Source organism: Streptomyces sp. NPDC107575, from assembly GCF_055657265.1.
Genome location: NZ_JBVKBG010000010.1, coordinates 79573 through 94480, shown reverse-complemented (window position 1 = coordinate 94480; position 14908 = coordinate 79573). Strand labels below are relative to the sequence as shown.

General features: G+C 71.1%; 12 protein-coding genes. All 12 read left to right on the top strand.

The genetic code is table 11. From position 1 onward, the window contains the following. Window positions 1-44: 44 nt before the first annotated feature. The 12 genes from ACZ7L4_RS38015 to ACZ7L4_RS37960 all read left to right on the top strand — a co-directional run bounded on the left by ACZ7L4_RS38015 (window position 45) and on the right by ACZ7L4_RS37960 (window position 14902). Window positions 45-1451: an ABC transporter substrate-binding protein gene (locus ACZ7L4_RS38015; protein WP_472109615.1), complete on the top strand. Its 1407-nt coding sequence runs from the start codon at window positions 45-47 to the stop codon at window positions 1449-1451. A gap of 30 nt (window positions 1452-1481) precedes the next feature. Next, window positions 1482-2501 (top strand): carbohydrate ABC transporter permease, encoded by a 1020-nt coding sequence (locus ACZ7L4_RS38010; RefSeq protein WP_472109614.1) that lies wholly within the window; start codon window positions 1482-1484, stop codon window positions 2499-2501. Window positions 2502-2515: 14 nt separating this feature from the next. Then, the gene (locus ACZ7L4_RS38005) at window positions 2516-3382 is read left to right on the top strand and encodes a carbohydrate ABC transporter permease (RefSeq protein WP_472109791.1); all 867 of its coding nucleotides are present in this window, start codon (window positions 2516-2518) and stop codon (window positions 3380-3382) included. Window positions 3383-3421: 39 nt separating this feature from the next. Further along, the gene (locus tag ACZ7L4_RS38000) at window positions 3422-4669 is read left to right on the top strand and encodes an ROK family protein (RefSeq protein WP_472109613.1); all 1248 of its coding nucleotides are present in this window, start codon (window positions 3422-3424) and stop codon (window positions 4667-4669) included. Then, window positions 4666-5580: a Gfo/Idh/MocA family protein gene (locus tag ACZ7L4_RS37995; RefSeq protein WP_472109612.1), complete on the top strand. Its 915-nt coding sequence runs from the start codon at window positions 4666-4668 to the stop codon at window positions 5578-5580. The genes ACZ7L4_RS38000 and ACZ7L4_RS37995 overlap by 4 nt, the downstream gene beginning before the upstream one ends. 89 nt (window positions 5581-5669) lie before the next feature. Then, window positions 5670-7523: an MBL fold metallo-hydrolase gene (locus ACZ7L4_RS37990; RefSeq protein ID WP_472109611.1), complete on the top strand. Its 1854-nt coding sequence runs from the start codon at window positions 5670-5672 to the stop codon at window positions 7521-7523. Continuing rightward, window positions 7520-9394, top strand: coding sequence for a hypothetical protein (locus ACZ7L4_RS37985; RefSeq protein WP_472109610.1), 1875 nt, complete (start codon window positions 7520-7522; stop codon window positions 9392-9394). The genes ACZ7L4_RS37990 and ACZ7L4_RS37985 overlap by 4 nt, the downstream gene beginning before the upstream one ends. Continuing rightward, window positions 9394-10446 carry a LacI family DNA-binding transcriptional regulator gene (locus ACZ7L4_RS37980; protein ID WP_472109609.1) on the top strand — a complete coding sequence of 351 codons (1053 nt, stop codon included), beginning with the start codon at window positions 9394-9396 and terminating at the stop codon, window positions 10444-10446. Before ACZ7L4_RS37985 ends, ACZ7L4_RS37980 begins: the two co-directional genes overlap by 1 nt. Before the next feature lie 209 nt (window positions 10447-10655). Beyond that, on the top strand, window positions 10656-12023 hold the full coding sequence (locus tag ACZ7L4_RS37975; RefSeq protein WP_472109608.1) for an extracellular solute-binding protein: 1368 nt from the start codon (window positions 10656-10658) through the stop codon (window positions 12021-12023). Window position 12024: 1 nt separating this feature from the next. Beyond that, window positions 12025-13023 (top strand): carbohydrate ABC transporter permease, encoded by a 999-nt coding sequence (locus tag ACZ7L4_RS37970; protein WP_472109607.1) that lies wholly within the window; start codon window positions 12025-12027, stop codon window positions 13021-13023. Beyond that, window positions 13020-13880, top strand: coding sequence for a carbohydrate ABC transporter permease (locus tag ACZ7L4_RS37965; RefSeq protein WP_472109606.1), 861 nt, complete (start codon window positions 13020-13022; stop codon window positions 13878-13880). The genes ACZ7L4_RS37970 and ACZ7L4_RS37965 overlap by 4 nt, the downstream gene beginning before the upstream one ends. Before the next feature lie 8 nt (window positions 13881-13888). Then, a complete protein-coding gene (locus ACZ7L4_RS37960; protein WP_472109605.1) occupies window positions 13889-14902 on the top strand; it encodes an ROK family protein in 1014 nt (337 codons plus the stop codon). Window positions 14903-14908 lie beyond the last annotated feature (6 nt).

Genomic DNA, 14908 nt, shown 5'->3' with positions numbered 1-14908 from the left:
GAGATGCGTGCTTGATAGACGTAAGTCGGCGATGGGGACGGGCAATGCGCACCAGGACGCGACGGTCGAGGGCGACCGCGGTCGGCGCCACGGCAGCCTTGGGCATAGGACTGCTCACGGGCTGCTCCAGCAGCACGGGGCCGGGCACACCGGACCGTGAGATCACCGTGTGGTCCCAGGAGAACCTCCCGGACCGGGTCGCGGCGACGCAGAAGATCATCGACGGCTTCGAGAAGAAGACCGGCGTCAAGGTGCATCTCGTCGGCGTCGACGAGGGGCAGATGCCCCAATTGATCATGTCCGCGGCGGCGTCGGGGCACCTGCCCGACGTGATCGGCGCCGCCCCCATGGGCCAGACCTGGCAGATGTACAGCAACGGCCTGCTCAACACGGACATACCTCGGCAGATCGTCAAGAAGCTGGGCCGGGGGACGTTCGACAAGAACGCGCTCAAGCTCACGAGCGACGGCAAGGTCAACCTCGGCGTCCCCTCCGACGCCTGGCTGCAGCTCCTCGTCTACCGCAAGGACGACTTCGCCAAGGCGGGCCTCGACAAGCCGGACACGTACGGCAAGCTCGTGAAGGCCGCCAAGAAGCTCACCACCAAGGGGCACGACGGCGTCTCCGCCGCCACCGACCCCTCGGACGTCTTCACCTCGCAGAGCTTCGAGAGCCTCGCGCTCGCCAATGACTGCCAGCTCGTCGACGGCCACGGCAAGGTCACCCTCGACTCCCCGCAGTGCGTCAAGGCCTTCCACACCTACGACCAGCTGGCGCGCGAGTACGGGGCCCCCGGCACCCAGACCGTCGACTCGACGCGCGCCACCTACTTCGCGGGCCGCTCGTCCATGATGATCTGGTCCTCGTTCCTCCTCGACGAGCTGGCCGGCCTGCGCAAGGACGCCCTGCCCAGCTGCCCTCAGTGCGGCGGCAAGGACAAGGAGTTCCTCGCCGACAACACCGGCATCGTCACCGCGCTCAAGGGCGCCCGGTCCAGCAGGCCCGCGCAGTTCGGCGAGATCACCTCCTGGGTCACCACCAAGACCGCCGAGACGGACGCCTCCCGCGGGTTCATCGAGTACATGATGGGCAGCGGCTACGAGTCCTGGTTCGGACAGGCCCCCGAGGGCAAGATCCCGGTCCGCCGCGGCACCGCCGCCGAGCCCGAGAAGTACATGGCCGCCTGGCGGCACAGCAAGATCGGCGTCGGCGAGCGCAAGCCCCTCGACGAGGTCTACTCGCCGCAGGTCCTCGACCAGCTGGCCGGCGGCATCGGCGACCTGCGCCGCTGGGGCATCGAGCAAGGCGAGGGCGCACTCGTCGGCGCCACCAACGGCGAACTGCCGGTGCCCAAGGCCATCGGCTCCATGACCGCGGGCCAGACCTCACCCCGCGAGGCCTCGCGCGAGGCCGAGGAAGAGGTCGCCGCCCTCAAGAAGTCGCTGCAGTAGCCCCTCCGCCGCACCCACGAAAGCCTCGCCATGACTACCGCCACCACCGGCGCGACGCAGCGCCGCAACCCGCCGGACGGATCACCGGACCCGTCCGGCCGCCGCCCCCGCAGGCCCATGACCGCGAGCCGCCGCACCAACCGTGCGGGCCTCGCCTTCGTCAGCCCCACCTTCCTCGTCGTCCTCGTCGTCGTGGTGCTGCCGATCCTGTGGACCGTGCTGCTCGCCTTCCAGCGCGCCAAGCTCGTCGACATCCAGGGCATGGGCCTGTTCGGCAACTGGAGCCTGCGCAACTTCTCGCAGGTCTTCGACTCCGCCGGCTTCTGGTCCAGCCTCGGCACCACGCTCCTCTACACCGTCGGCGCAACCTTCGGATCCGTCGCCCTCGGCCTCATCGCGGCGCTCGCCCTGCGCAAGCCGTTCCGCGGGCGCGGACTGCTGCGCGCCGCGATGCTGCTGCCGTACGTGGCACCCGTCGTGGCCGTCGCCTTCGTGTGGGAGGTCGCGCTCAGCCCGCAGTACGGCATCGTCAACGAGTGGGGCCAGAAGCTCTTCGGCTGGGACGACCCCATCGCGTTCCTGTCCACGCGCGCTTACGAAGTCCACCTCCTGGGGCTGCACTTCGACATCCCGCTCGCGCTGCTCACGGTGATCGCCTTCGAGTGCTGGCGCTACTTCCCGTTCGCCTTCCTCTTCATCCTCGCCCGCCTCCAGGCGGTCCCGGACGGCCTGGAGGAAGCCGCGAAGGTCGACGGCGCCACGCCCACCCAGCGCTTCCGGCACGTCATGCTGCCCCAGCTCATGCCGGTGATCGCGCTGCTGTGCGTGCTGCGCTTCATCATGACGTTCAACAAGTTCGACGACGTCTACCTGCTGACCGGCGGCGGCGCCGGCACCGACGTCGCCGCCGTGCGCGTCTACGACTTCCTCACCTCGCGCTACGACGTCGGCGCCGCGGCCGCCCAGGCGCTCGTCCTGGCCGTCGCCCTCATGGTCCTGCTGGGCCTGTACTTCAAGTTCTTCGGCAACAAGGTCCAGGAGGAGTCGTGACGACGAGGCCCGCCATGACGCGCGCGCAGTTCGAGGAGCGGTTCTTCGGCGTCGCACGCTGGGTGGTCATCGCGTTCCTCGCGCTGATCACGATCGTGCCCTTCTACTACATGCTGCTGCTTTCGGTGAAGCCCATCGACGCGCTGCTCCTCGACCCCGGCTCGCTGTGGGTGTCGGCGAAGCAGTTCACCCTCGACACGTACACCGAGGTGCTGCGCTCCACCGACGACGGCGGCCAGGGCTTCCTCCAGCTCCTGCGCAACTCCGCCCTGGTGTCCCTCGGCACGGTGGCCCTGACCCTGCTCGCGGCAGTCCCCGGCGCGTACGCCATCAGCCGCCTGAAGTTCTTCGGCAACCGCCAGGTCAGCGCGTTGTTCCTCGCGGTGTACATGTTCCCTTCGACGCTGCTCGCGGTCCCGCTGTTCGTGATGTTCGCGAAGATCGGCCTGTCGTCGAGCCTGCTCGGCCTCGCGATCGTGTACGTGGCGCAGACGGTCCCGGTCGCCATCTACATGCTCAAGAACTACCTGGTCACCATCCCGTACTCGATCGAGGAGGCGGCGGCGCTCGACGGCTGCAGCCGCCTGCAGACGGTCCGCAAGGTCATCCTCCCGCTGGCCCTGCCGTCCCTGATGGCGACGGGCCTGTACGTCCTGATGATCGCGTGGAACGAATTCCTCTTCGCGCTCCTCTTCCTGGCCGCCGACCCCGGCAAGTGGACGGTCTCGCTCGGCCTCGCCCAGCTGTCCAACGGCATCGAGGTGTCGAAGACGGTGCTCATGGCCGGGTCCGTGGTGCTGACGATCCCCGTGGTAATCCTGTTCTTCGCCGCGGAACGCCTGTTGACCGAGGGTCTCACCGCCGGCGCGGACAAGAGCTGACCGGGGGAGACGACCCACGTGAACAGGGGGAAGAAGACGATGAGCACGCCAAGTCCGGCGAGCGCGGGACGTTTGCTGCAGCTGATCCGCGGCGGTCAGGCCACCACGCGCGCCGAGCTGCAACGCGCGACCGGCCTGTCCCGTTCGACGGTGGGGCTCCGCCTCGACGAACTCGACCGGGCGGGCTGGCTGCGCCAGGACACCGGCACCTCCACCGGCGGACGGCCCTCGCACCGCCTCGTGTTCGACACCGGGCACGCGGCCGTCCTCGCGGTGGACCTGGAGACCCGGTACGCGCGCGTGGCCGTGCTCGACCTCGGGGGCACGGTCCTCGCGGAGCTGACGGTCGACCTCGACATCGGCGACGGACCCGACCGCGTGCTCGACCGGCTGGCCCGCTGCTTCCCCGACCTCCTCGCGACGTCCGGCATCCTGGCCGGGCGGATCTGCGGCATCGGCCTGTCGGTGCCGGGCCCGGTGGACTGGGAGACGGGCCGGGTCGTCCAGCCGCCGATCATGCCGGGCTGGGACCGCTTCCCGATCAGGGAACGGATGCGGGAGGCGTACGCCGAGCACGTCGGCGCCTCCCTGGAGGACCCGACCGGCAGGACGGTCCCCGTCTTCGTCGACAACGACGCCAACCTGATGGCCCTGGCGGAACAGCAGGCGGGCCACCCCGACTGCGCCGCCTTCGTCCTCATCAAGGTGTCCACCGGCATCGGTGCCGGCGTCGTCGTCAACAACGAGATCTTCCGCGGCATCGACGGCGGGGCCGGCGACATCGGCCACATCCGGCTGCACGACAGGCCCGACGCGCTGTGCATGTGCGGGTCCTACGGCTGTCTGGCGGCGGTGGCCAGCGGCCGCGCGCTCGCCAAGGACCTCTCCAACCAGGGCATGGAGGTCGCCTCCGGCGCCGACGTCAAGGCCCTCCTGGAACAGGGCAACCCCGACGCCGTCCGCCTCGCCCGCGAGGCGGGGCAGCGCGCGGGCGAGGTCCTGGTCACCGTCGTGACCCTCCTCAACCCCGGCGTCCTGGTCCTCGCGGGCGACCTGGCGAGCATCCCCTTCCTCACCGGCGTGCGCGAACTCCTCTACCAGCGCGCGATGCCGCGCACCACCGCCCACCTCGACGTCGTCACCTCCCGCCTCGGCGACCACGCGGGCCTGATCGGCGCGGCGGCGATGGTCGTCGACGTCCTCTACGCCCCCGAACGCGCGGACACCCGCCTGCGCGCGCTCGCCACATCCAGCACCGCACAAGAAGAACCGCAAGGAACCCCGTGACAGACAACGCCGCATGGCCCCACGACCCCGTCCGGGTCGCACTCGTCGGCGCCGGGCCCTGGGCCCGCACCATGCACGCCCGCATGCTCGCCGCGGGCCCGGAGACCCGGCTGACCGCCGTCTGGGCCCGCCGTACGGACGCGGCCCGCGAGACGGCCGAACCCTACGGCGCGGCCGTGGCGTCGAGCTTCGACGAACTCCTCGACCACTGCGAGGCGGTCGCCTTCGCCGTACCGCCGTCCGTCCAGGCCGAGTTGGCACCGCGAGCCGCGAAGGCCGGCAAGGCGCTGCTGCTGGAAAAGCCCCTCGCGCTGGACCTGGCATCGGCCGAACGCCTGGTGGACGCCGTCGACGAGGCGGGCGTCGTCTCCCAGCTCGTCCTGACGAAGCGCTACCACCCGACGACGCGCCGCTTCATCGAGCAGGCGCAACGGACCGAGGTGACGGGCGCCCGCTCCTGCTACCTCCACGGCGCCTTCCTGGGCGGCGACTTCGCCACGTCCTGGCGCCTCGAACACGGCGCCCTGTACGACCTGGGCCCGCACCTCCTCGACCTCCTCGACGCGGCCGTGGGCCCGATCGCCTCGATCCGCGCCACGGGCGACTCCCGCCGCTGGCTGGAACTGACCTGCGAACACGAGAACGGCGCGGTGAGCCAGGCCTCCCTCTCCGGCACCGTCGCCCGCGACCGCGCCCTGACCCGCGTGGAACTCTTCGGCCCGGGCCCGGAACTGACCTACGACACGTCCGAGATCAACCACGAGGAGTGCTGGCCGATCCTGCGCCGCGAGTTCGCGGAGTCGGTACGGAGGGGCACTTCCAGCGACCTGGACGCACATCGGGGGCTCAGGCTCCAGCGCCTGCTTGCCGCAGCAAGCAGCTCCGGCACATCAAGCCCCTCCGGCGATTGAGGAGCGGGGTCCGGGGCAGAGCCCCGCAACCGCAACCCCGCCCCACCGAAACCATTGACCCCGAACAACCAACATGGCACCGTTCCCACATGGGATCGATGCCACACAGTCGGATAACCGAGGACGTCTTCCGCTTCGAAGACACGTGCCACGTCTACGTACTCCGGTCCAACCACACCGCCGTCCTCATCGACTTCGGCACCGGCCGCGTCCTCGACGAACTCGCCGCCCTCGGGATCGACCGGGTCACCGACATCCTCGTCACCCACCACCACCGCGACCAGGTCCAGGGATTGGCCCGCGCCGCCCGCGAGGGCATCCGCATCTGGGTCCCCCCGGTGGAGCGCGACCTGATCGATGCGGTCGACGAGCACTGGCGCACCCGCCCCCTGGACAACGACTACGACGTGCGCCAGGACCGCTTCTCGCTCCTGAACCAGGTCCCGGTCACCGGCACGGTCGCCGAGTACCGCACGGCCCGGTACGGCGCGTTCGACATCCATACGCTGCCGCTGCCGGGCCACACGGTCGGCTCGGTCGGCTACGTCGTGGACATCGACGACCGCCGCCTCGCCTTCACCGGCGACCTGATCCACGGCGAGGGCCGCGTGTGGTCGCTCGCCGCGACGCAGTGGGCGTACACCGGATGGCATCCGAACGCGGGGGTGGAGGGTGCCGCGGCGACGATCCTCTCCTGCATCCAACTCCTCGACCACGGGCCGGAGTTGCTGCTCCCCTCCCACGGCGAAACGGTCACCGACCCGCCCGCCGCCGTGACCCGCCTGCGCACCCACCTCCAAGAGCTCATCGACATGCGCCGCGCCACGCCCTGGGAGCCCGAGCCGATGCTCGCGAGCCCCTGGAAGCCGGTCACCCCGCACCTCCTGCGCAACGCCACGAGCATGGCCAACTCCTACGCCCTGCTCTCCGACAGCGGCACCGCCCTCCTCATCGACTTCGGCTTCGACCTGACGACCGGCCTGCCGGGCGGCCACGACCGCTCCTCCCGCCGGCCGCTGCTCGCCTCGATCGAGGCGCTGCGCCGCGACCACGGCATCGAGCGCGTCGACGTCGCCCTGCCGACGCACTACCACGACGACCACGTCGCCGGCTTCAACCTGCTCCGGGAGGTGCACGGCACCCAGGTCTGGGCCCCCGGCCACATCGCCCCCGTGCTGGCCGCGCCCGCCCGCTGGGACCTGCCCTGCCTCTGGTACGACCCGATCCCGGTCGACCGCACGCTGCCGGACAACGGCACCGTGCGCTGGCGCGAGTACGAGATCGGCGTCCACGAACTGCCCGGCCACACCCTCTACGCGGCCGCGTACTCCTTCACCGTCGACGGTCGCCGGGTCATCGCCACGGGGGACCAGCAGAACACCGCGTGGACCCCGGACGGCGGTCAGCCGGAACTGCTCAACTACCAGTACCGCAACCGCTTCCGCATCGACGACTTCGTGCGCAGCGCCGAGCTGTACCAGCGGCTGCGCCCCGAGGTGATGATCAGCGGTCACTGGCATCCCTTCGAGGTGAGCGACGGCTACCTCGACATGCTGTCCGCGGAGGGTGCCCGCCTGGCCCGTCTGCACCGTGAACTGCTGCCGCGCGACGTCGACTTCGACGCGGAGGGATTCGGCGCACGCATCTTCCCGTACCGCAGCGCGCCCGCGCCGGGCGGCACGGTCCCGCTCACGGTCGAGGTCCGCAACCCGTTCCCCCGAGCGGAGACGGCGCGGCTCGAACTGGTCCTCCCACCCGGCTGGCGCGCCGATCCACCCGTACGCCAACTCAAGTTGGCCGGCCGGGAGGTGGCCGAGGCGCGCTTCACCCTGCGCGTGCCCGCCGACGCCCCCGTTGCGGAGCGGACGCGGGTGGCGGTGGACCTGACGGTAGGACAGATGGCATTCGGACAGCAGGCGGAGGCATTGGTGAGCGTGCGATGACGAGGACCACGACAGCCGTGCACGGCGCGTACGTCGACGGAGCCGTGGAAGTGCACGCCGCGGGCTGGCGGCTGACCGTCGCACCCGACGGCCGGTCCGCCGCGCTGCGCACGACCGACGCCTCCGTGCCGCACCACCCCGTCCACCTCGAACTCGCCGGCGCCCTCGACCGCACGGACCGCACCGACGAGACCCTGTCCGTCGAGGCTCCCGAATTGGACGTCACCGGCCCGCACCCGGTGATCACGATCGCCCGCCGCAGCAGCGCCTGGCGCGCGGCCCGCACCCGCATCACCTGCACCCCCGAGGGGCCCGTCCTCCGCTGGGAGGTCGAGGGCGAAGGCGCCCTGCGGCAGGCCCTGCTGCTCGCCGGGCGTGCCGCGTTCGGCGGGCGTGGCGGCGGCCTGCGCCCGAGCGGCCACGCCTGGCGGACGCTCTTCACGCCGAACCCGGGGCCGCCCCGCCGCCTCACCCGGGGCGCGGGCGACAGTGCCGTCATCGGGGTGTGCGGCGACGCCCGACCCGGCCGCGGCCACTGGTTCTTCACCCCCGCCCCGCTCGCCCTCGCCCTGACCGAGGACCGCCTCGACGACACCGCCGACCCGGCCACCGCCGAGGCGCCGCACGGCTGGTGGACCGTATCGGCCGGAGCGCCCCTCGCCGCCCTGACCTTCACCGAGCTGACGTACGTGCCCTCCGACGGCGGCTTCCACCTGGCCCTCGCGTACGACGGCCACACCCGCGTCGACGGTGTGCACCGCTCGCCCTCCGTACTCGTCTCGCCCGGTCACCCGGACCCGTACAGCGGCCTGCGCGCCCACCGCGGCTGGCTGGAGCGCGAGGGCTGGGCCGCGCGCCCGCGCACCGCTCCCGAGGACCGCCCCGCGTGGTGGACGGAGCCGATGTTCTGCGGCTGGGGCGCCCAGATGGCCCGCTCGCGCGCCACCGGCAGCCCGGCCCCCGCACTGAGCACACAGGCCGAGTACGACGCACACCTGGACCACCTCGAAGCCCACGGCCTCGTACCGGGAACTGTCGTCATCGACGACAAATGGCAGCAAGAGTATGGGAGTTGGCGGGTCGACGGGACCCGCTGGCCTTCGCTCCAGGAGTGGATCGCCGACCGCCACACCCGCGGCCAGAAGGTCCTCCTGTGGTGGCGCGCCTGGGCCACCGAAGGCGTCCCCGACGAGCTGTGCGTGCGCACCGCCGACGGCCGCCCCGTCACCCTCGACCCCACCCACCCCGAGGCCCGCCAACTGCTGGCCGAGAACATCCGGACCATGTTGTCGCCCGCGGCGGCCGGCGGGCTCGGAGCCGACGGGCTGAAGATCGACTTCACCGCCGACACCCCGGCGGGCGAGGGCCTGCGCAGCCACGACGGCGGCGTCTGGGGGATCGCGCTCCTGCACGCCTACTTGAAGGTCGTGTACGAGGCGGCCAAGGACGCGAAGCCGGACGCGCTCGTGGTCACCCACACCCCGCACCCCGCCTTCGCCGACGTCACCGACATGATCCGGCTCAACGACATGCTGCGCCTCGACGACCCCGACCCGTACGCGCGCGTGGTGCCCCAGATGCGGTTGCGCGCGGCCGTCGCCTCGGCCGCCTGCCCCGACACACCCGTGGACACCGACGACTGGTGCGCGCCCGACCGCGAGCAGTGGCGCGCGTACACCGCGATGAAGGACGAACTCGGGGTCCCCGCGCTCTACCTGAGCACCCATGTCGACCGGACGGGCGAGCCGCTTGAGGACATCGACTACGCTGCGTTGCGGACGATGTGGGCCCGATGGCGCGCACGTGACCAGCACGGGAGTGGCGCGGCGGGGCCGAGAGGGCCGGCGGGGGCGACGGGAAGGACGGCCTGATGGCGAACGGGGCGGCGGTGCGCGGCAGTGGCGCGGGCGGCAGGCGCGCGCGGGCGACCCTGCGGGATGTCGCCGAGGCCGCGGGCACCTCGCGCTCCACGGCGTCCCGGGCGCTCGGCGGGCACGGTTACGTCGCCGACCACATCAAGGAGCGCGTCGAGGCCGCCGCCGAGCGGCTCGGCTACGTGCCGGACGTGTCGGCGCGCACCCTGAAGGGGCGCAACAGCGGCCTCGTGGGCGTCCTCGTCTCCGACCTGCGCAACCAGTTCTACGCCGAGCTGGCCGCGGGCGTGGAGCACACCCTGTCCGCCGCCGGGTACCAGATGGTGCTCGTCGACGACCACGGCGACGACGAACGGGCCGCCGCCGGGGCGCGCGCCTTCCTGTCGATGCGGGCCGACGGGGTGCTGCTCACGCCCGTGGCGCGCGGGGCCACCGAGACCCTCGTCGGGCACGGCGTCCCGGTCACGGAGCTGGACCGCAGGTCGGGGGTGCGCGGCTGCGACGCCGTCGCCATCGACAACGAGCGGGGCGCGCGGCTCGCCGTGGAGCACCTCATCGGTCTCGGGCACCGTGACATCGGCATCGTCGTCGACGAGGTCCAGTGGGACACCGGGCGCAACCGGCTCAAGGGCTATCGGGCGGCGCTGCGGGACGCGGGACTGCCCGTGTCGCGCCGGCACGTCCTCGACCTGAGCCAGGGCGAGGGCGACCAGGCCGCGCAACTGGCCGCGTTCCTCGACGGGAACCCGTCCCTGACCGCCGTGTTCGCCGCGAACAACGTCATGGCCGAGCTCGTGTGGCAGGAACTCAAGCGGCGCGGCTCCGCCGTGCCCGGTGACTGCTCCGTCGTCTCCTTCGACGACCTGGCGTGGATGAAGATGGTCGAGCCGGGCCTGAGCGCCGTACGGCAGCCCGTGTTCGACCTCGGCGGACGGGCCGCCGAGCTGCTGCTCGACCGGGTCGGACGAGACGGGGCGGGGCGGGCCGAATCGGTCGTTCTGCAGCCGGAGTTGGTGCTGCGCGGCTCGACCGCGCCGCCCAAGAACTGACCCGAGAACTCCCGAGGGCCGGTCCCACCCGACCCACCGCTCAATTCCAGCAACTGCCCGGCCGAAAACCGTTGACGCTCGGACCGGACGTGGTTACGTTCTCACATGGGATCGATGCCACACCGGCGAACAGGTCGACGGGACCTCGGTGGATCTGAGCCGCATCCCCCTTCCCACCCCCGTGTAGCCAGCCACTCAAAGGAGAGATGATGGCGGCACCACCCCAGCGCATACGCCGCAAGGCGGCGGGACTCGCCGCGGCGTTCGCCCTGCTGCCGGCGCTGTCCGGCTGCGGCGGCGTGAGCATGGCCGACAGCGGCGAATCCACCTTCACCACCATGGGGTTCATGCAGTCCGACGCCCTCGCGAGCGACCGCATGGACGCGGCGCGCAAGGCCCTCGCCCCCGACGGCCTGCACATCCAGGTCAACGAAGGCGCCTTCGACTCGCAGCAGTTCCTCTCCGCCGTCGCCGCGGGCGACGCCCCCGACGCGGTCGTCATGGACCGCACCCTCGTCGGCGGCTACGCGGCCCGCGGAGCGCTGATGCCGCTGACCGACTGCCTGAAGCGCGAGCACATCGACACCGGCGGCTACGTGAAGACGGCGATCGACGAGGGCTCCCTCGACGGCACCGTGTACGCGCTCCCGGACTCGTACGACAGCCGGCTGCTGCTCACCAACGACAAGGTGCTCAAGGACAACGGCACCAGCGCCGCCGACTTCTCCACCGCCAACTGGGCGAAGCTGGAGAAGGCGACGCGGACGCTGCAGAAGCGCAGCGGCGGCAAGCTCACCCGGATCGGCTTCGATCCGAAGATCCCCGAGTTCTTCCCGATGTGGGCCAAGGCCAACGGCGCCGACCTGATCAGCGCCGACGGCCGCACCGCTGAGCTGAACGACCCGAAGGCCGTGCAGGCCCTCACGTACGCGGTGAAGCTGGTCGACGCGCAGGGCGGCTGGGGGAAGCTGAAGGCGCTGCGGGACTCCTTCGACATGTTCGGCGCGAAGAACGAGTTCGTGCGCGAACAGCTCGGCTCGTTCCCGATGGAGGACTGGTACGTCAACGTCCTCGCCGGCGCCTCGCCCAAGATCGACCTCGCGCCCGACGTGTTCCGCGGCCGCGACGGCAAGCCGCTCAACTGGGCCTCGGGCCTCGGCTGGGCGATCCCCAAGAACGCCAAGCACCCCGAAGCAGCCTGCGAGTTCATCAAGACGATGACGTCCACGAAGACGTGGGTGCATGCCGCGCGGGCCAAGGCCAAGGAGACGCGCGCGAGCGGCTCGCCCTACACCGGCGACGTCACCGGCAACCTCGCCGCGGACCGCATCATCGAGCGCGAGGTCTGGAAGCCCACCGGCAACAAGGCCTTCGACAAGGCGACCCGGATCGTCTTCGACCTCTCCCGCAAGGGCTTCGCGGTCCCGTCCAACGCGGCGGGCAGCGAGTTCAAGGAGGCCTGGCAGTCCGCGGTGAACCGGGTCCTCTCCGGCGAGCAGACCCCTCAGCAGGCCCTCGACCAGGCGCAGCGCAAGGCGCAGAGCGCGCTCGACCTCGCCAACGAAGGACGTGAGTAGCGTGCAGTCCGTCCTCACTCCGAAGCCCCCGAAGCGAGCGAGGTCCGGCCGGGCGGCCGGTGCCCAGGATCCGGCCACCGGACAGCGGAAGGCCGCCGGGAGCGCGCGGCGCCGCGAGATCTGGGCCGCGTACGGCTTCATCTCCCCGTGGATCATCGGCTTCGTCGTCTTCACCGCGGGCCCGATGCTCGCGAGCCTCGTCCTGTCCTTCACCGACTACGACGCGATCGGCTCGACGCACAACGTCGGGACCGCCAACTACCAGCAGCTCTTCGAGGACCCGCAGGTCGCGAAGTCGCTGATGAACACGCTGATCTTCGCCGTCCTCCGGGTGCCGCTCGTCATGGCGTTCGCGCTGGTGCTCGCCATGCTGCTGCTGAAGGTCGGCCGCACCGCAGGGTTCTTCCGCACCGTGTTCTATCTGCCGGTGATGACACCGCCGGTCGCCGTCGGCATCCTCTTCCTCCTCCTGTTCAACGGCAACGTCGGCCTCATCAACCACGTCCTCGGGTTCTTCGGCATCGAAGGACCGTCCTGGACCACCGACAGCTTCTGGGTGAAGCCGGGCCTCGTGCTCACCAGCCTGTGGTCGGTCGGCTCCACCGTCGTCATCTACTTCGCGGCGCTGCGCAATGTCCCCAAGGACCTTTACGAAGCAGCCGAGTTGGACGGCGCGAGCCGCTGGACGTCGTTCCGGCACGTGACGCTGCCGCAGATCTCCGGCACGCTGTTCTTCACGCTGATCGTCAACACGATCGCCTCGCTGCAGACGTTCACGGAGGCGTACACCGCGTTCTTCGGCACCGCCACCACGCAGTCGTACAGCAGCGACGCGGCCCTGTTCTACGTCGTCTACCTCTTCCAACAGGCCTTCCAGTACATGCACATGGGCTACGCCTCCGCGCTCGCGTGGCTGCTGTTCCTGGTGATCCTCGTCATCACGGTCATCCAGGCCAAGGTCAGCAAGCGGTTCGTCTACTACGAGGGTGACCAGCGATGACCCAGCTCACGATGCGACCCGACACCAAGGAAGGGCTCACCAAGCGGGCGCTGCGCGTCGTCGGCGTGCTGCTCGCCTCCGTCGTCTTCCTCTACCCGTTCGTGTGGCTGATCAGCGCCTCGCTCAAGCCGTCCACCGACGTCTTCGACAACTCGCTGATCCCGCACGTCGTGCAGTGGTCGAACTACCAGGAGCTGTGGAAGGCGCTGCCGCTGTTCACCTGGATCGGCAACAGCGTCCTGGTGACCCTGGCGGCCGCCGTCACCGTCACGGTCAGCAGCGCCGTCGTCGCCTTCGGGTTCGCGTACTTCCGCTTCCCCGGCCGCGACGCCCTGTTCGCGCTCGTCATCGGGACGATGATGCTGCCGGCCGCCGTCACGATGGTGCCGCAGTACATGGTGTGGAACTGGCTGCACCTCGCCAGCTCCCAAGTCCCACTGTGGGCGCCCAACTTGTTCGGCAGCGCCTTCTACATCTTCCTGCTCCGCCAGTTCTTCCTCGGCCTGCCGCGCGAGCTGTTCGAGGCGGCCCGGGTGGACGGCGCGGGCTATTGGACGCTGTTCTGGCGGATCGCGGCGCCGCTGTGCCGCCCCGCGCTCATCGTCACCTTCATCTTCGAGGTCCAGGCCTCCTGGACGGATCTCGTCCGACCCCTCATCTATCTGCGCGACCCCCAGCTGTACACGGTGCCGCGCGGCCTCAAGGCCGTCCTGGACCAGTTCGGCGACGGCGGCGAGATGCGCTGGGAGATCGTCTGCGCGGCCAGCGTCGTGGTGACCGTGCCGATGATCATCGCCTTCTTCGTCTGCCAGCGGCACTTCACGCAGGGCATCGCCACCACAGGAAGCAAGGGCTGAACAGACACATGACCAACTCAAGCGTGCTCGCGCTCGACATCGGTGGCACCAAGCTCGCGGCCGGCGTCGTGCGCGAGGACGGGGAGACGCTGTCGTTCCTGACCGTGCCCACCCGCGTCGAGGAGGGCCCCGAGGCCTGTCTCGACCGCCTGTTCACGCTCGGGCGCGCCGCCCTTACGGCCGCGGGCATCGACCCGGACGAGGCGCCGCGCGCCCTGCTCGGCTGCGGCATCGGCTGCGGCGGCCCGCTCGACTCCGCGTCGGGCGTGCTCGTCGCGCCGCCGCACCTGCCCGGCTGGCTCGACATCCCGATCGCCCAACTGGCCCGTGACGCCTACGGGTTGACGTGCGTCCTCGACAACGACGGGACGGCCGGAGCCGCGGGGGAGTGGCGGTTCGGCGCGGGACGCGGCACCCGCCACCTCGTCTACCTCACCGTGTCCACCGGAGTCGGCGGCGGCTTCGTCGTCGACGGCCGCACCTACCGGGGCGCGGCGGGCAACGGCGGGGAGCCGGGACACATCACCGTCCGCTCCGAGGGCAGGACCTGCAAGAGCTGCGGCCGGGCCGGCTGCCTGGAGGCGTACGCGTCCGGCACCTCGATCGCCGAGCGCGCCCGCGACGCGCTCACGCTCGACCGGGAGTCCGTGCTCGCGGCCCTCCCGGCCGACACGGTCACCGCCGCCGACGTCGCGCGCGCCGCCCGCGAGGGCGACGAACTCGCCGCCGAACTGTGGCAGGAGACCTGCGAACTCCTCGCCCAGGGCCTCGCCTCCATCGTCAACCTCTACGAGCCGGAGCTCGTCGTCCTCGGCGGCGGCGTCACCCGCTCCGGCGAACAACTCCTGGCCCCCGTACGGGAGATGGTGGCACGCCTCGCCATGGGCCCCGCCGGGCACGCCGCCCGCATCGTCACCGCGACCGGCGGCGACCGGGCCGGTGTGCTCGGCGCCGCCGCCATCGCCTTCGAACGCCTCACGGAGCACGACGGGGCGGGCGCCCCGATGCCCACCCTCAGCTGAACCGAC